Raw genomic sequence first — 16,671 nt, forward strand, 5'->3', positions numbered from 1 at the left:
CGCCTGACTGAAGCGACCCACACAGACGCCCAGAGAGCCTCCCTACAAGCCATGTGTGATGAAGCTATCAACGCATACATAAGCAAGCGTGGTGAGGCCATATGGGGCCATAGAGGGCCAGACAGTGGCTATGTATCAGGCAGCACCCGTTACAACGTACTTGAACGTGCAAAACACCGCTGTGAGCTATGCGGAGGACATGAGGATCAGGTCGCCCTTCACGTCGATCATATCATTCCAAGGTCTAAAGGTGGCCCCGACCTCTCTTTTAGAAGTTCGGAGCTCCCCCCACACTATCTCATGTTATGCCAATACAGGTAATTCATTAGGTGTTCCTTGCAAACTGCCGGCTTAATGAAACTTGGAATGATAATGCCCCTCACCGTTACATTAGCGTCACCTTACCGGTGGAAATGTCGTGCATCGCACCGACGATGGCAAGCTCACCCGCTTCAACCATGCCAGATAGAACTTCGCTTGAGTTGAGGATGTTCTGAACTGCTATCGCCACATTTTTATCCGCAACGCGCTGCACGAATTCGCCATCTGAAGAGCTGCGCACTGCCACGGGGCCTGCTGCTGCGACGGCGGGTTCGATGTTCTTCAGCGTCGCTGTAAGGTTTCCCAGTTCGACTTGATCAACCGCGCCCTTGACCGCACCACATTCCGTATGGCCCAGCACGACGATAGACTTGGCACCGGAGACAAAGCAGGCAAATTCTAGACTGCCTATAATGTCGGTATTAACGAAGTTACCTGCGACACGAGCGGTAAAAATGTCACCGATATTTTGGTCGAAGACCAACTCCGGCGGCACTCTGCTGTCAATGCAGCCTACGATAGCTGCAATTGGGTGCTGTCCTTCGGAGGTTAGCCGTATCTGGGCGGCGAGGTCGCAATTAACCATGTTGCCTGACACGAACCGCGCGTTGCCCGCCATCAATTCATCCACTACGCCTTGTGGCGTGAGGGAAGCCTGCCGTTCTGCCGTTGGCATCGTGCACACATTTGCCTTGGCCCGTGTGGCAGTTAGTCCCACGGCAGTCGCCGCAACGGTGTTGTAGAAAAAGTTGCGTCTTGAAATACCCATTTTGTATGTTTCTCCGCGTGTTACTAGAGATGATGTTTGCTCACGATTATACCAACCGTTATGAAGCCCGGGCAGCAGGTACGCTAACGGGCTGTTAGAAATAGTGCCTATACGTTCCTTGTTATGTCAAGCTTTTCGAGTGTGCTAACGTTAAACACGCCAACCCTGACCTCCCACCACCGTGCAAGTCGATCAATGAAATAAACGACAACAATGCAAATGAAATGGCCATTAGAGCCGCTAAGCGAGTGTATGCACGTTTGTGAAAACCTGTGAGCTAGCTGACAACTGTTCACAACAACGGAATGCTTCATGGTCGTTAGCTGTTTCACGCGCTGGGCAAACTAGGGGCGTTCATTTGTCAAAACGGTTCAATAGCATTTGGTTGAGAGCGTGTGTGGTCAACGTGTGTGGTTAACGTGTGTGGTATACCATTCGACGCCAGTCATGTTACCCCTTATTTATATGGTGAATGTTATCGTACAGGGGTGGTGGCGGAGACGAAGGGATTCGAACCCTCGAGACCCTTCCGGGCCTACTCCCTTAGCAGGGGAGCGCCTTCGACCACTCGGCCACGTCTCCGTTGATGGGGATAGCCTCGAAGTATGTGGGGATACAAGTGACAAATTGCTCAGATTTGCAAAAAACCTGCTCCATCAGTCAAGCGTGTTCACTACTTTGAAGAACTGACGTTTCACCGCCTCCGCGTCAACGCGCATCAAAACATCTGTGCTGGCACGAGTATCGTTAGAAAGTAGCGTTGCGCCGGAGGTCTCGCCAAGACAAGACACGGCAATAGGCTCTGCGCGTGTTTCAAACAAATGCGGGTGCGTGCATGCAATTACCGCCGCAGGGTCATGCAAAGAGCATCCATCGTGTTTGCCGACAGTTGTGTAGAAATGCAGATAAAAGCGGCTCATTTCATTGATTAAACCGCCCAAACGAGGGGCATTTGCCTCAAGCCGGTCGAAATCCTCTGCTGTGCACAAAATGCGGTGGGTCACATCTAAGCCAACCATGACAATCTTTGCACCAGATGCGAACACGCGTTCAGCTGCATGAGGGTCATGATAAATATTTGCTTCTGCATGTGGGGTGATGTTGCCACCTTCTTCCAGTGAACCGCCCATGAGCACGATACGCGAGACGTTGCTCGCAAACTTTGGATCCAAATCGAGCGCTTCCGCGATGTTCGTAAGCGGCCCTATGGGGCAGATGACCAGCTCACCTTTGTGTTCGCGTGCCATCCGCACAAGGAAGGCTGCGGCGGATTCGTCGCTCATTTTACCTTGCGGTGTTGCAGTGGCGATTGTGCCGAAACCTTCATCACCATGGACGTTGTGAGAGGGCGGAAACGCGGGCAGGGTGCGTGGCTTTGCTGCCCCTTGTGCGACGGGCACCTTGTTTAAGCCAGCCCACTCCAGCAAGCGCAACGCATTGCGTGTGGCTTGTTCCGTTGTAACATTTCCAAAAATTGACGTTAGCCCGATAAGATCGATATCTGGTGCGCCCGCAGCATAAAAAATAGCCATAGCGTCATCGATGCCGGGATCTGTGTCGATGATGAGTTTGATCGGTTGAGTCATATTACGTATCCATTGTTTCAGGCATATGCTGAGGGTTTAAGGCGATAGGTGCAATGGACATTTTGCGCGCAAACGCGTCAAGTTGGTGAGCGGTCTGGTAGAACCGCCCTCAGCCGCGTCCTCGATTTTATATAACGCTTTTCGCAGGATAGAGCGTTGCAGAATGAAAAACTGACGTTAGTCTTGCCATCGGGAGACGCAATGGACGCGACAGTATTAAATTACGAAATGATGACGGTGCTTGGCTTGCTGGCATTTACCGTATTCTTGTTCGTTTCCGAGATCATACGGATCGACCTTGCCGCAATCTTGGTCATGGTTATTTTGGGCGTGCTGAGCACCTTGCCCGGATTGAGCAACCTCGCTGATCGCAGTGAGTTGTTTTCTGGTTTTTCGTCAAATGCCGTTGTTTCCATTATAGCGGTCATGATCATCGGGGCGGGGTTGGACAAGACCGGTCTCATGTCCAAAGTCGCCGCCTTGATTTTGAAACGCGGTGGCACCACTGAAGGTCGCATCATTCCTATTGTGTCTGGCACCGTTGGGGTGATCAGCTCTTTCATGCAAAACGTCGGGGCGGCAGCGCTATTTTTGCCTGTGATCAGTCGCATTTCCGCACGTACAGAGATTCCCATGAGCCGGTTGGCGATGCCCATGGGCTTTTGCGCTATTCTTGGTGGCACAATTACGATGGTCGGCTCTTCGCCGTTGATTTTGCTGAACGATTTGTTGATTTCTGCAAATAGTACGTTGCCTGCTGGGCAACAGATGGAGCCGTTTAGCCTGTTTTCGGTGACGCCAGTTGGCATCATGCTGGTGCTGACGGGCGTGCTTTACTTCATGTTGCTTGGGCGTTGGATCTTGCCTGGCCAACGTGGACGAGGGGCAGATGCTGGTGCCGCGCGGTCGATGCAAACCTTTGTGGAGAGCACATATGGATTGCGCGCAGATTTGTTTGAGGTGCGTGTTCCGAAAGGCTCCATTTTGATCGGTCAAACGCTCTCGGATATTATGGTGGCGCACCATCTGTATATTCTTGGGACCTCATATAAAGGGCATAAAGTAATTGCGCCGATGGCGGATACGCTGATTGAAGCACCTGCGCGATTGGCTATTTTGGGCTTGCGTCGTGTGCTTGAGGATGAGTTTGCCGAGCCATATGGTCTTGAAATTCTGCCGGCGCTGGATGTGTTTGCCGACGATTTCGCGGCAACTGAGTCTGGCGTGGCGGAAGTTGTTATTCCACCAGGCTCAACAGTGATCGGTCAAACACCTATTGAGTTGCGCTTGCGCCAAACACACGGTTTGTCTGTTCTGGCAATCCATCGCGGCGAAGAAACGATGAGCCATGTCGAAAGCGAAGATCACGTTGCGACCCATATTGGAGCTGTGAATTTGCAAGCGGGCGACACGTTGGTTGTGCATGTGCAATGGGAGCGTCTGATGCGGGTCAAATCGGATCAGGACTTTGTTGTTGTGACCTCTGATTTTCCGCGGGAAGAATTGCGACCTCATAAGGTAAACTGGGCGCTTGGGTTTTTCTTGATGACCCTTGGCCTGATCCTTTTCACAGACCTTTTGCTGTCGCTTGCGTTGTTGTCGGGGGCGGTTGGCATGATCCTGTCGCGCGTCTTGTCGATTGATGAAGCGTATGAGGCGGTAAGTTGGAGTACTGTGTTCCTGCTCGCGTCTTTGATTCCTTTAGGACAAGCGGTTCAAAACACAGGTACGGCCACCTGGATTGCGGAACAAATCTTAATCTTGCTTGACGGATGGCCGTTGTGGTCCTTGCAAGCAGGCCTTGCGGTGCTTGCCACCGCATTCACGCTCGTGATGTCAAATGTGGGTGCTACGGTTTTGCTTGTGCCATTGGCAATATCCATAGCGATTTCCGCGGGCGGCGATCCGGCGGTTTTTGCACTAACGGTTGCCATTTCAACGTCAAACTCGTTCTTGATCCCAACCCATCAGGTCAACGCATTGATCATGGGACCTGCGGGATACCGTGTGGTGGATTTTGTGCGCTCAGGTGGCATCATGACGCTATTGTTCCTTGTCGTGTCCATGGTTGGGCTAACGCTTTTCTTTTAAGACGGACTCGCATTTGAACGTCATGCAGGTCCGTTACGTGAGTGCTAGATAAACACCTCCGCGAGGGCGATGAACAAAGGAATGCTCAGGATTGCGACGGGTGTCCCAAGGCCGGTAGATGTGCCGACATAAGCAGATGAATTCGCCTCTGGCAGGGCGGCACGCATCGTTGGTGGGCCAGATATGTCAGAGCTTGAGGCACCCATCACAGCCAGCAATATAACGCCGCCAGCAGAGAAGCCCGTCAGTTCATGCGCGATCAAGCCCACGCCAAATCCTAGCAAACCGTGGATGATCGGAGCGGTAAGGCCATACAGGATATATGCGAGCGCTACTTTTCTAAGCTCAGAGAGGCGGGACCACGCCTCCATGCCCATGATCAACATCAAGATGGATAGCAGGCCTCGGAACAAGGGCTCATAAAAGCTTTTGAAAACCGCATCGGGTTGCGCAAAGACGCCAAGGGCAAGGCCCGCCACAAGCGCTGAAATCGCTGGGCTTCTAAAGGTGTCGATCAAAATGCCACGCACCATGGACCCGTTATCGCCAACGCTGAGGGGTGCGTTCGCACGTTCCGGACCACCTGCCGCGACTGTGCCGTCGGCGTTGATGGTAATGCTTGTTGTTTGTTGACGCGCAGCGCTGACTTTCGCGAGCGCAATCGCAGTCACAAGGGCTGCGATGTCCATAAAGGGATAGAGCGCGCCGATAAATCCTTCGTAGGCGACCCCGCTTTCGTCTAAAATCGCCATGCCCGCGGCAAGGGTAGAGGCGGAAACAGCGCCAAACAAACCCGCAGTTGCAAAGCCATCAATGTGTGAAACTCCTTGCCAGCGCGCCAAAGTGCGACTGCCAATCAAAACGATAGCGATACCCACGAATGCCGCACCCAAAGCCGGAACGATGAGGGACAAAAGATCAGCATCGCGAATAGAAATGCCGGCGCCCATTCCCACTTTCAAAAGCAGCAGGATGACGATGAATTTGTAAACGGGCTCTGGGATTTCGAATTTACTGCCAAGGGCGGCAAGCAGAACACCCATCATTAAAAACGCAAGCGTTGGTTTTTGCATCTGTTCAAAAACAGTGCTGGCTATGGTTGCGAGAATATCCATGGTGAGGCTCCTTCTGGATGTCTCTGTTCGGATACGTCGCCATGCAGGATAATAAAAATATATCTTTTGCAAAAAATCATTCTATATAAACGAATGATAAATCGATTAAACTACCATCACTTACGGTATTTCCGCGAAGTGGCGATTGAGGGGCATTTGGGTCAAGCGGCGGCGCGTTTAAACGTGGCGCAGTCTGCATTGTCTGTGCAAATCCGCCAACTCGAGGACCGGCTGGGCGTTGCCTTATTTGAACGTATCGCGCGCAAGCTGGTGCTGACCGAAGAAGGACGCATTGTGCTTGACCATGCAGATCAAATCTTCAAAGCAGGCGATGAGTTGCTAGCCACGTTGCAACTGTCCAGCACGGCTAAACCGGTCTTGCGCATAGGGGCCATTTCTACGCTGTCCCGCAACTTCCAGCTCCAGTTCTTGCGGCCTTTACTTGGTTCTGATGACTATACGTTTTCGCTGACATCAGGGCAGGGGCAAGCGCTTTTTGATGAGTTGGAAACGCTTAGTCTTGATGTGGTTTTAAGCACCCATATCCCCGAAAACAAAGGTGACAAAAGCTATGCGGCACAGTTGATCGCGCAACAACCCGTACGCGTGCACGGCTCATCCGAGCGTTTGAAGCACCCAACGCTTGCGCATTTATTGGCACATGAACCACTGATCGTTCCGACAGAAAGTGTTATTCAGACAGGGTTTGAAAACCTTGTTGCGCGACTGGGTATTCAGCCCAATGTTGTCGCGCATGTGGATGATATGGCGATGGTGCGCTTACTAGCGCGTGAAGGTGTCGGTCTGGCGATTGCACCGACAGTTGTGCTCGCCGATGAGATCCAAAGTGGCCTTTTAACGACCGCACCTTTCGATCTGGGCATATTTGAGCCCTTCTACGCGATTACTGTGCCCCGTCGTTTCCCGCATCCTGCTTTGATGCAGCTGCTAACGGACCAATTATCTGAAGATCAGCGCTGACTAATTAAGTGTTGAACAAGAAATGCAGGACGTCGCCGTCTTTGACGGTGTAGGCTTTGCCCTCTGCACGCATTTTTCCAGCCTCTTTACTGCCCTGTTCTCCATTGTTGGCAACATAGTCGTCATAGGCAATGGTTTCTGCGCGAATGAAGCCTTTCTCAAAGTCACCGTGGATCACTCCTGCGGCCTTAGGCGCGCTTGTGCCTTCGCGTATGGTCCAAGCGCGGGCTTCTTTCGGGCCAACTGTGAAGTAGGTCTCAAGGTGCAAAAGATCGTAGCCAGCGCGAATGAGACGATCGAGGCCGGCTTCTTCTAGGCCCATTTCCTCAAGGAACATTTGTGCTTCTTCTGCATCAAGCTGACTGATTTCTTCTTCGATCTGTGCAGAGATGATAACGTGAGAATTGCCCTGCGCTGCGGCCATGGCGGCGACAGCTTCTGAATGGGCATTGCCAGTTGCGCTTTCAGCTTCGCCAACATTGCAGACGTAGAGCACTGGTTTGGACGTCAGAAGTTGCAACAGTTTCCAAGCGCGTTGATCTTCTTCGTCTACCTCAACGGTGCGCGCGGGTTTGCCATCTTCAAGGGCATTTTGTGCCGCTTCCAATAGGCGATCTTGCTGGAGCGCCTCTTTGTCGCCACCACGTGTTTTGCGCGTTAGTCCTTGGCGGCGTTTTTCGACGCTTTCCAAGTCCGCGAGCATCAATTCGGTTTCAATAGTTTCAGCATCTTCAACGGGGTTCACGCGGCCATCAACGTGAGTAACGTCACCGTCCTCAAAGCACCGCAGAACATGAGCGATCGCATCTGTTTCACGGATGTTTGCAAGAAATTGATTGCCAAGACCTTCGCCCTTGGATGCCCCTTTAACGAGGCCCGCAATATCGACGAATGTCATACGCGTCGGGATAATTTGCTTAGAGCCTGCGATTTCAGCGAGCGTATCGAGGCGTGCATCAGGGACGGCCACATCGCCTACATTGGGCTCGATCGTGCAAAATGGAAAATTCGCAGCCTGCGCCGCTGCGGTCTTGGTCAACGCATTAAAGAGCGTGGATTTACCAACGTTCGGCAGTCCGACGATACCCATTTTGAAACCCATGACGCTCTCCTTTTGTGGCTCATTCTTGCGACCCGCCTCCATATGGCAGGTTTTTAGCGTCATGCAAGGTGATGCGAGACGATCCATGCGCGAAAACAACGCCGCTGTGCCGCAATGCGGCGTGCAAAGGTCGATATAGGTGTTAAGTTCTCCAAATTGTGCGCTTTCGCGCGCTTTTGTGAGCACGCCTTTGGGCGTGCCGGTGCCTCCGGCGGGGATATTTACGGAAAGAGGAAGCACGCTTTTTAAATGATGGCGTTGCTTTTTTGAGAGAGGGCCTTGCGAAAGTTCCAGATTTCAAGGCACATGCATGCAAGGTTTGTAGAAGGACACCAATATGACCCGGATTGATGCCAAATTTGAAAGTTTGCGCGCGAGCGGTAAGAAAGCTTTTGTCTCGTATATCATGGCGGGCGATCCTGATGCAGCTGCGTCCTTGGAAATCATGAAAGGTCTGCCAGAGGCCGGGGTGGATATCATCGAGTTAGGATTGCCGTTTACGGATCCTATGGCGGATGGCGCAACTATTCAGCTTGCAGGTCAGCGCGCACTTGAAGGTGGCATGACCTTGCAAAAGACCCTCGATATGGTGCGCGCGTTTCGCGAAGACGATGCTGATACGCCAATCGTTTTGATGGGATATTACAATCCGATCTATTCGCGCGGTGTTGATGCATTTTTGAAAGATGCAAAGGACGCGGGCATTGATGGCTTGATCGTCGTAGATTTACCGCCAGAAGAGGACGCAGAGCTTTGCATTCCTGCGCAGGCTGCGGGGCTCAACTTTATTCGTCTTGCTACGCCCACAACGGATGATGCGCGTTTGCCGCGCGTTTTACAAAACACGTCGGGCTTTGTGTATTACGTTTCGATCACAGGGATCACTGGTGCGGCCAACGCAGAAGGGGCAGATGTTGGTCCTGAGGTTGCGCGGATCAAATCGCAGACAGATTTGCCCATCATTGTTGGGTTTGGAATTAAAACGCCAGAGAAGTCGCGCGAGATTGCGGCGATTTCTGATGGTGCAGTGGTTGGCTCAGCGATTGTTGAGCGAATTGCGGCTGGGGACAGCACGAACGATGTTTTGGCCTTTGTAAAAACACTCTCGGATGGTGCACATAGCGCCTGACTTGGGCTAAACTTAGATTTATGAAGAGCGTGCTGATGAGGCGCGCTCTTTTTTATTTGCGAGTTCGCGTGCTGGGCGGTAAACTATTTTTACCAATTGATGCGAGGGTGGTGGCATGGCTGTGATTACAGAGATTAACGACTTGAAGCGTATTTACGAGCGTCGCGTGCCGCGGATGTTTTATGACTATACAGAAAGCGGCAGTTGGACAGAGCAAACCTTTCGCGAAAACACCTCTGATTTTGATCAGCTTCGATTACGCCAGCGCGTTGCGGTGGACATGACGGGACGATCAACTGCGGGCAAGATGATTGGTCAAGATGTCACAATGCCCGTGGCGCTGGCCCCTGTTGGCTTGACCGGGATGCAGCATGCTGACGGGGAGATAAAAGCCGCAAAAGCTGCTGAAGAGTTTGGTGTGCCATTCACCCTGTCCACGATGTCGATTTGCTCGATTGAAGCTGTCGCAGAAAAAACGACAAAGCCCTTTTGGTTCCAATTATATACCATGAAAGACGAAGATTTCGTGCGTCGCTTGATCGAGCGTGCGAAGGCGGCGAAATGTTCTGCATTGGTCATTACACTGGATCTTCAGATCTTGGGGCAACGCCATAAGGACTTGAAAAACGGCCTATCCGCGCCCCCCAAGTTGACTGCGAAAACGATTGCCAATCTGGCAACGAAGTGGACGTGGGGGCTGCAAATGCTCGGTACGAAGAACCGTGGTTTTGGCAATATCGTCGGGCATGTGGACGGTATTTCAGATGCGGCGGATCTGGGGGCTTGGACTGCAGAACAGTTTGATCCTGCTCTTGATTGGGGCAAGATAGCCAAGATCAAGGAAATGTGGGGCGGTAAGGTTATCTTAAAAGGCATCCTTGATGCCGAGGACGCTAAAATGGCGCTGAAAGTTGGTGCAGATGCAATCATTGTATCCAATCACGGGGGGCGTCAGCTGGATGGAGCGATGAGTTCGATCAAGATGTTGCCGTCAATTTTAGATGCGGTCGGAGATCAGATTGAAGTCCATCTCGACAGTGGTATTCGTTCTGGACAGGACGTTCTAAAGGCTTTGGCGATGGGGGCGAGCGGCACCTACATTGGGCGCGCTTTTGTCTATGGGCTCGGCGCGATGGGGCAGGCTGGTGTGACTAGGGCGCTTGAAGTGATCCACAAAGAGCTTGATGTCTCTATGGCACTGTGTGGGAAGCGCGTGATCAGTGAGCTTGATCAAGATGTGTTGCTGGTGCCCAAAGACTTCTCAGGCGACTGGCGCTAATGGGTTCGCGGCGAAACCTAACGTTTGACTTGGGCCAACGTGCTTTTGCAGAAAAAACGAAGTGAAAACAGAAATTAATTTAACGCTAAACAATACGCTATGCGCACAGCGCATGGCGCTATTCGCTAGGAGCCCTACCTAACTTCAAAAGTCTTTGCTAATCAAACCTCAACGGAAGGCTTGCGGCGAAATTCGCATTGCGTTCCAAGTTGAACTGGCGTTGTGTAAATATTAGTTTGACGTCAAACTAACCTTTACTACGCAAGCGTTGCGGGGAGAGAGACGTATGAGCGAAGACTTTAAAGATATAGACCCTGTTGAATCACGTGAGTGGCAAGACGCGATATCCGATGTGATTGAGCGCGACGGCGCGGATCGTGCGCACTACCTGCTCGACAAGGCTGTGCAACAGGCACGCGCGGCTGGCGCGACTTTACCGTTTTCAGCCACAACACCCTACCAAAATACAATTCCTGTCGATGACGAGATGGATATTCCCGGTGATCTGGACATGGAATGGCGCATTCGAACGATCAATCGTTGGAACGCGATGGCGACAGTTGTGCGTCGCAATAAAGTGTCGAGCGAATACGGTGGCCATATCGCATCTTTTGCGTCTTCGGCTGTCATGTATGACATCGGTCTGAACCACTTCTGGCGTTCCAAATCTGCAATTCATGGCGGTGATCTTGTGTTCTTTCAGGGCCATGTGATCCCAGGCATTTACGCGCGTTCGTTCATGGAAGGACGCTTAAGTGAAGAGCAGATGGAGAACTTTCGCTCTGAAGTGAATGGGGGTGGTCTTAGCTCTTATCCGCACCCTTGGCTGATGCCGGATTATTGGCAGTTTCCGACTGTTTCCATGGGCTTAGGTCCGCTAATGGCGATCTATCAAGCGCGCTTTATGAAGTATATGCACAACCGTGGGCATATCGATATGGCGGATCGTAAAGTTTGGGTGTTCCTTGGCGATGGCGAAATGGACGAACCTGAATCGCGCGGTGCGATTGATTTGGCGGCGCGCGAGGGGTTGGACAACCTTATCTTTGTTGTGAACTGCAATTTGCAGCGCCTTGACGGACCTGTGCGCGGAAACGGTAAGATCGTGCAAGAGCTTGAGGGCGATTTCCGCGGGGCGGGTTGGAATGTAATCAAACTGCTCTGGGGTAAAGGTTGGGATGCCTTGCTCGAGAAGGATACGACAGGACGTTTGCGTCAGTTGATGGACGAGACGGTCGATGGCGATTACCAAACGTTCAAATCCAAAGACGGGGCCTATATTCGCAAGCATTTCTTCGGAAAATACCCTGAGACTGCAGCGCTGGTTGAAGATTGGTCGGACGAGCAAATCTGGTCCTTGCGTCGGGGTGGGCATGAGCCAAAGAAGGTTTACACGGCGTTCAAGCGCGCGACCGAGACCAAAGGCCAACCGACGTGTCTTTTGATCAAAACGGTCAAAGGCTACGGCATGGGAACAGCCGGTGAGGGGCAAAATACTACGCACCAGCAAAAGAAAATGGCCGAAGATCAGTTGCGCGCGTTCCGCGACCGTTTTCAAATCCCAATTAGCGATGAAGACTTGCCAAAGGCACCATTTGTTTCGCTGAACAATCAGCAAAAAGCGTATCTTTTGGAGAAGCGCAAAGAGTTGGGCGGGGAATTCCCCAAGCGTGAATGGCGCGAAACGCCCAAGCTTGAGATTCCGCCGCTTGAAAAGTTCGAAGCTCAACTAAAAAGCACAGGTGATCGCGAGATTTCGACAACTATGGCTTTTGTGCGCATTTTGACGACTTTGTTGCGCGACAAGAACATGGGCAAGCAGGTTGTGCCGATTGTACCGGACGAGAGCCGCACATTTGGTATGGAAGGCCTGTTCCGTTCTGTCGGCATCTACAACCCGATGGGTCAAAACTACACGCCTGAAGACCGCGATCAGATGTCGTACTATAAGGAATCGACCGACGGTCAGGTGCTGCAAGAGGGCATCAATGAGGCGGGCGCGATGGCGGATTGGATCGCGGCGGCGACGTCTTATTCCAACCATGGCGTTCCGATGGTGCCCTTCTTTATTTACTATTCTATGTTTGGTTTCCAACGCATAGGCGATCTGTGCTGGGCCGCAGGCGATAGTCGCGCGCGTGGCTTTATGCTGGGCGGCACGGCAGGGCGTACAACGCTGAATGGTGAGGGTTTGCAACACGAGGATGGGCATTCCCACATTCTCGCGGGCACGATCCCGAACTGTATCTCGTACGATCCTACCTTCAGCTTTGAAGTTGCAGTGCTCGTACATCACGGGTTGCAACGTATGTATGTGGATCAGGACGATGTGTATTTCTATCTCACCTTGATGAATGAAAACTACAGCCATCCTGAAATGCCTATGGGTGCGGAAGAGGGGATCATCAAAGGTCTCTATCGTCTGAGCAAAGAAGCCAAACCTGCGAAGAAACACGTCAACCTGATGGGGTCTGGCACGATCCTTGTGCAGGCGATGGAAGCTGCGAAAATGCTGGAAGAAGACTTCGGTGTGACCTCTGATATTTGGTCTGCCACCAGCTTTAACGAACTGGCGCGCGACGGTCAGGACGCAGAACGCCACAACCGTTTGAACCCATTGGCGGACACGCAGGTGCCTTATGTGACCCAAACCTTGAGCGGGGCCAAAGGTCCTGTGATCTGTGCGACCGATTACATGAAGAACTACGCCGAGCAAATCCGTGCATATGTGCCGCAGGAGTTTGTGGTGCTCGGAACGGACGGCTACGGGCGCTCGGACAGTCGTGTGAACTTGCGCCGCTTCTTTGAGGTGGACGCGAACCACATTGCAGCGGCCGCGATGGTGCAGCTTTTCAAGGAAGGCACTGTGTCTGAGAAAGACCTGACTTCCGCGCTTTCCAAGTATGACATTGACGGCGCTAAGCCGAACCCGCGTCTCGTTTGATAGGGTAGAGGAGATTAAGATATGGCAATCGAAGTAACAGTCCCCGACATTGGTGATTTCACCGATATCCCAGTTGTGACCGTTTTGGTGAGCGTAGGGGATACGGTCGCGGAAGAAGATCCGATCGTTGAGTTAGAGAGCGACAAAGCGACGATGGAAGTGCCGTCCTCTGCGGCGGGCGTGGTTAAGGAGATCAAAGTGTCTGAGGGCGACAACGTCTCAATGGGCAGTTTGATTCTGATTTTGGAAGGCGAGGGTGCTGCACCCGCACCGGTTAAGGCACCAGAAGCAGCAGCGCCAAAGGCACAAGCCGCGCCAACACCCGTTGCCGCAGCACCAACTGCTTCAGCGCCAGCGGTCACTGATGAAGGCTTTGGTAAAGCACATGCCAGCCCATCTGTTCGCGCGTTTGCACGGACCCTTGAAATTGATCTGGCCAAAGTGAATGGCACTGGTCGCAAAGGCCGAATTCTGCGCGAAGATATCACCAAAGCGTTCAAAGCGAGTTCTGTGCCAACTGCAACTGGCGGTGCTGCTGCTGGTGGAATCGGGATCCCACCGATCCCTGTTGTGGATTTTTCAAAGTTTGGTCCTGTCGAAGACGTTGAGATGCCGCGTATCAAGAAGCTGTCTGGCCCTGCGCTGCACCGTTCCTGGCTCAACATTCCGCATGTCACGCACAACGATGAAGCGGACATCACCGAGCTCGATAAATACCGCAAAGAAATGGACACCATGGCCAAAGAACAAGGCTATCGCGTCACGCTTTTGTCCTTTGTGATCAAAGCGTCCGTTTCTGCGTTGAAAGAGCATTGGGAGTTCAATTCCTCGATCCATCCCGATGGTGACAAGCTAATCAAGAAGGACTTTTATAACATCGGTTTCGCCGCTGACACACCGCAGGGCCTGATGGTTCCGGTGATCAAAGACGCTGACAAAAAGGGTCTTGTTGAGATTTCCAAAGAGCTGATGAGCCTGTCGGCTGCCGCCCGAGAGGGCAAGCTCAAAGGCGCAGATATGCAAGGTGCAACATTCACGATCTCGTCGCTGGGTGGCATTGGCGGCACAAGCTTCACGCCGATTGTAAATGCGCCTGAGGTCGCAATCCTTGGGCTGACGCGCTCAAAGATGGCGCCTGTGTGGAACGGCACCGAATTTGTGCCGCGCCTGATGCAGCCGCTTTCCTTGTCTTATGATCACCGCGCCGTCGACGGTGCTTTGGCCGCACGCTTTGCTGTAACGCTGAAGACCTTGCTCGGCGATATGCGCAAGTTGATGTGGTAAGGGAGATCGATTGATGGAGATTCAAGTTCCCGATATAGGTGATTTCACAGATATTCCTGTTGTCACAATTCTTGTGTCTGTTGGCGATACTGTCGCGGCAGAAGATCCGCTTCTTGAGCTCGAAAGCGACAAGGCGACGATGGAAGTCCCGTCGCCGGCTGCTGGAGTTGTGAAAGAAATCAAAGTGTCTGAGGGTGATAAAGTCTCTCAAGGCAGTGTGATTATGGTGTTCGAGGGCGCTCTTGTTGAGGAACCCGCTCAGACAATGCCAGACGCTTCCGTTACGAAAGCGGCACCGACGCAAGTTGTAGCAACGGGCACCGCAAAAGGTGCCGGGGATCATCATGCCGATGTTGTCGTTCTTGGGTCTGGTCCGGGCGGCTATACGGCTGCGTTCCGCGCTGCCGATCTTGGCAAGAAAGTGATTTTGATCGAAAAGAACCCAACGCTTGGTGGTGTGTGTTTAAACGTTGGTTGTATCCCTTCCAAAGCCTTGCTGCACGTGGCGAAAGTCATCACAGAAGCCGAAGACATGGGCGCGCATGGTGTTCGTTTCGCCAAGCCTAAAATCGACTTGGACGAACTGCGCAGCTTTAAAGACAGCGTTGTAGGGCAGCTTACTGGCGGTCTCACGGGTCTCGCGAAAGCGCGCAAAGTTACGACCATTAAGGGCACTGGACAGTTTACTGGGCCAAACATGATCGAAGTGGTTGAGGGCGGTAAAACAACGACCGTCAGCTTCGACAATTGCATCATCGCGGCGGGATCTGAACCTGTGAACCTGCCGTTTTTGCCCCAAGATGATGACCGTGTGATCGACTCTACTGGTGCGCTTGAACTCAAAGACATCCCCAAGCGTATGTTGGTTCTGGGCGGCGGTATTATCGGCTTGGAAATGGCATGTGTTTATGACGCGCTGGGATCGCAAGTGACCATCGTCGAGCTCATGGATCAAATTATTCCAGGGGCTGACAAAGACATCGTTAAGCCGCTGCACAACCGCATAAAAGGGCGCTATGAAAACATCCTTTTGAAAACCAAAGTCACTGCGATGGAGGCTCAAAAGAAGGGTCTTGAGGTGACGTTTGAGGATGCCAAGGGTGAGCTCACAACCGACACCTTTGATAAGGTCCTTGTTGCTGTGGGCCGCACGCCCAATGGCAAGAAAATCAACGCGCAGGCCGCTGGCGTCGCTGTAGACGAGCGTGGGTTTATCGCTGTGGATAGCCAGCAGCGCACAGGTGTGCCACATATCTTTGCGATTGGTGATCTGGTTGGTCAACCGATGCTTGCACATAAAGCGGTTCATGAGGGCAAGGTCGCCGCTGAAGTTTGCGCCGGACACAAGCGCCACTTCGATGCCAAGCTCATCCCATCGGTCGCCTACACTGACCCTGAAGTTGCATGGTGCGGCGTCACAGAAACTGAGGCCAAGGCCAAAGGCATTCCATATGAAAAGGGTGTGTTCCCATGGGCGGCCTCTGGCAAGGCGTTGTCTAACGCGCGCTCAGAGGGCATTACAAAGTTGCTCTTTAACCCAGAGGATCAACGCGTCATCGGTGGCTGCATTGTAGGGGTAAACGCGGGTGATCTTATCGCTGAAGTCGGGCTTGCCATTGAAATGGGGGCTGATGCAGTGGATCTAGGTCACACCATCCATGCGCATCCGACATTGTCAGAGACGGTGAATTTCGCGGCTGAAATGTTTGAGGGAACGATCACAGACTTGATGCCGCCAAAGAAGAAAAAGTAACCGAATTGAATACGATTGCGAAGAAAGCCACTTACCTTCTTAGCGTGAGTGGCTTTTTCCAATTCTGTTCTGAATGCTCTGATTTTACGCTATTGTTTCTGAAGCGGAGACAGTGTCACGCACAGCGTTGACTGTTGCCATGACTTGGCTGAAGTTACTTTTATGTTCCGCTTGCAGCTTGTTTTAGACGGAGCAATATTTTGTGGCGTTGGAAAAGGCTGCGGGGATAATTCAGTCTCGGCGCTCGCCTGACGAAGAGTTGTTTTTGAACACCTCAGGTGTTGCTTATAGTGTTGTTGTTAAACGAGTAAATTGAT

12 protein-coding genes and 1 tRNA gene are annotated in these 16,671 nt (G+C 52.3%); 8 read left to right on the forward strand and 5 right to left on the reverse strand.

From position 1 onward, the window contains the following. Positions 1-51 precede the first annotated feature (51 nt). On the forward strand, positions 52-321 hold the full coding sequence (locus ACTG3Z_RS02610) for an HNH endonuclease (protein WP_439141281.1): 270 nt from the start codon (positions 52-54) through the stop codon (positions 319-321). A gap of 64 nt (positions 322-385) precedes the next feature. On the opposite strand, the gene ACTG3Z_RS02615 is transcribed toward ACTG3Z_RS02610, so the two are convergent. The 3 genes from ACTG3Z_RS02615 to ACTG3Z_RS02625 all read right to left on the reverse strand — a co-directional run bounded on the left by ACTG3Z_RS02615 (position 386) and on the right by ACTG3Z_RS02625 (position 2,676). Next, positions 386-1,090 carry a carbonic anhydrase family protein gene (locus tag ACTG3Z_RS02615; protein WP_439141087.1) on the reverse strand — a complete coding sequence of 235 codons (705 nt, stop codon included), beginning with the start codon at positions 1,088-1,090 and terminating at the stop codon, positions 386-388. 492 nt (positions 1,091-1,582) lie between these two features. Continuing rightward, positions 1,583-1,672, reverse strand: a tRNA-Ser gene (locus ACTG3Z_RS02620). Between the two features lie 74 nt (positions 1,673-1,746). Then, complete coding sequence (locus ACTG3Z_RS02625) at positions 1,747-2,676, reverse strand: nucleoside hydrolase (protein ID WP_439141088.1); 930 nt, start codon at positions 2,674-2,676, stop codon at positions 1,747-1,749. Between the two features lie 201 nt (positions 2,677-2,877). Between ACTG3Z_RS02625 and ACTG3Z_RS02630 the strand changes: the two genes are divergently transcribed. Further along, positions 2,878-4,767, forward strand: coding sequence for an SLC13 family permease (locus ACTG3Z_RS02630; protein ID WP_439141089.1), 1,890 nt, complete (start codon positions 2,878-2,880; stop codon positions 4,765-4,767). Positions 4,768-4,811: 44 nt separating this feature from the next. On the opposite strand, the gene ACTG3Z_RS02635 is transcribed toward ACTG3Z_RS02630, so the two are convergent. After that, positions 4,812-5,882, reverse strand: coding sequence for a sodium-dependent bicarbonate transport family permease (locus tag ACTG3Z_RS02635; RefSeq protein WP_439141090.1), 1,071 nt, complete (start codon positions 5,880-5,882; stop codon positions 4,812-4,814). 93 nt (positions 5,883-5,975) lie between these two features. On the opposite strand from ACTG3Z_RS02635, the gene ACTG3Z_RS02640 reads away from it, so the two are divergent. Continuing rightward, a complete protein-coding gene (locus ACTG3Z_RS02640) occupies positions 5,976-6,863 on the forward strand; it encodes a LysR family transcriptional regulator (RefSeq protein WP_439141091.1) in 888 nt (295 codons plus the stop codon). Positions 6,864-6,867: 4 nt separating this feature from the next. Here the strand turns inward: ACTG3Z_RS02640 and ychF are convergent, their stop codons facing one another. Further along, entirely contained in the window at positions 6,868-7,965 is a 1,098-nt protein-coding gene (gene ychF / locus ACTG3Z_RS02645; protein ID WP_439141282.1) for a redox-regulated ATPase YchF, read from the reverse strand. Positions 7,966-8,302: 337 nt separating this feature from the next. Here ychF and trpA point away from each other — a divergent pair, with 337 nt between their 5' ends. From trpA to lpdA, 5 genes are all read left to right on the forward strand, one after another. Further along, a complete protein-coding gene (gene trpA, locus ACTG3Z_RS02650; protein ID WP_439141092.1) occupies positions 8,303-9,094 on the forward strand; it encodes a tryptophan synthase subunit alpha in 792 nt (263 codons plus the stop codon). Between the two features lie 115 nt (positions 9,095-9,209). After that, positions 9,210-10,373, forward strand: coding sequence for an alpha-hydroxy acid oxidase (locus ACTG3Z_RS02655; RefSeq protein ID WP_439141093.1), 1,164 nt, complete (start codon positions 9,210-9,212; stop codon positions 10,371-10,373). Between the two features lie 286 nt (positions 10,374-10,659). Beyond that, positions 10,660-13,317 (forward strand): pyruvate dehydrogenase (acetyl-transferring), homodimeric type, encoded by a 2,658-nt coding sequence (gene aceE / locus ACTG3Z_RS02660; protein ID WP_439141094.1) that lies wholly within the window; start codon positions 10,660-10,662, stop codon positions 13,315-13,317. A 21-nt stretch (positions 13,318-13,338) separates the two neighbouring features. Then, positions 13,339-14,601, forward strand: coding sequence for a dihydrolipoyllysine-residue acetyltransferase (gene aceF / locus ACTG3Z_RS02665; RefSeq protein WP_439141095.1), 1,263 nt, complete (start codon positions 13,339-13,341; stop codon positions 14,599-14,601). 13 nt (positions 14,602-14,614) lie between these two features. Next, a complete protein-coding gene (gene lpdA, locus ACTG3Z_RS02670) occupies positions 14,615-16,354 on the forward strand; it encodes a dihydrolipoyl dehydrogenase (protein WP_439141096.1) in 1,740 nt (579 codons plus the stop codon). Positions 16,355-16,671: the final 317 nt, after the last annotated feature.

Origin of the sequence: Planktotalea sp. (assembly GCF_965659345.1) — a bacterium.
Lineage (GTDB): Bacteria > Pseudomonadota > Alphaproteobacteria > Rhodobacterales > Rhodobacteraceae > Planktotalea.

What these genes read in the sequence shown, in the direction of transcription:
- ACTG3Z_RS02610 (WP_439141281.1), top strand. Translation starts at nt 52, where the DNA reads ATGTGTGATGAAGCTATCAACGCATACATAAGCAAGCGTGGTGAGGCC.
- ACTG3Z_RS02615 (WP_439141087.1), bottom strand. Translation starts at nt 1,090, where the DNA reads ATGGGTATTTCAAGACGCAACTTTTTCTACAACACCGTTGCGGCGACT.
- ACTG3Z_RS02625 (WP_439141088.1), bottom strand. Translation starts at nt 2,676, where the DNA reads ATGACTCAACCGATCAAACTCATCATCGACACAGATCCCGGCATCGAT.
- ACTG3Z_RS02630 (WP_439141089.1), top strand. Translation starts at nt 2,878, where the DNA reads ATGGACGCGACAGTATTAAATTACGAAATGATGACGGTGCTTGGCTTG.
- ACTG3Z_RS02635 (WP_439141090.1), bottom strand. Translation starts at nt 5,882, where the DNA reads ATGGATATTCTCGCAACCATAGCCAGCACTGTTTTTGAACAGATGCAA.
- ACTG3Z_RS02640 (WP_439141091.1), top strand. Translation starts at nt 5,976, where the DNA reads ATGATAAATCGATTAAACTACCATCACTTACGGTATTTCCGCGAAGTG.
- ychF (WP_439141282.1), bottom strand. Translation starts at nt 7,965, where the DNA reads ATGGGTTTCAAAATGGGTATCGTCGGACTGCCGAACGTTGGTAAATCC.
- trpA (WP_439141092.1), top strand. Translation starts at nt 8,303, where the DNA reads ATGACCCGGATTGATGCCAAATTTGAAAGTTTGCGCGCGAGCGGTAAG.
- ACTG3Z_RS02655 (WP_439141093.1), top strand. Translation starts at nt 9,210, where the DNA reads ATGGCTGTGATTACAGAGATTAACGACTTGAAGCGTATTTACGAGCGT.
- aceE (WP_439141094.1), top strand. Translation starts at nt 10,660, where the DNA reads ATGAGCGAAGACTTTAAAGATATAGACCCTGTTGAATCACGTGAGTGG.
- aceF (WP_439141095.1), top strand. Translation starts at nt 13,339, where the DNA reads ATGGCAATCGAAGTAACAGTCCCCGACATTGGTGATTTCACCGATATC.
- lpdA (WP_439141096.1), top strand. Translation starts at nt 14,615, where the DNA reads ATGGAGATTCAAGTTCCCGATATAGGTGATTTCACAGATATTCCTGTT.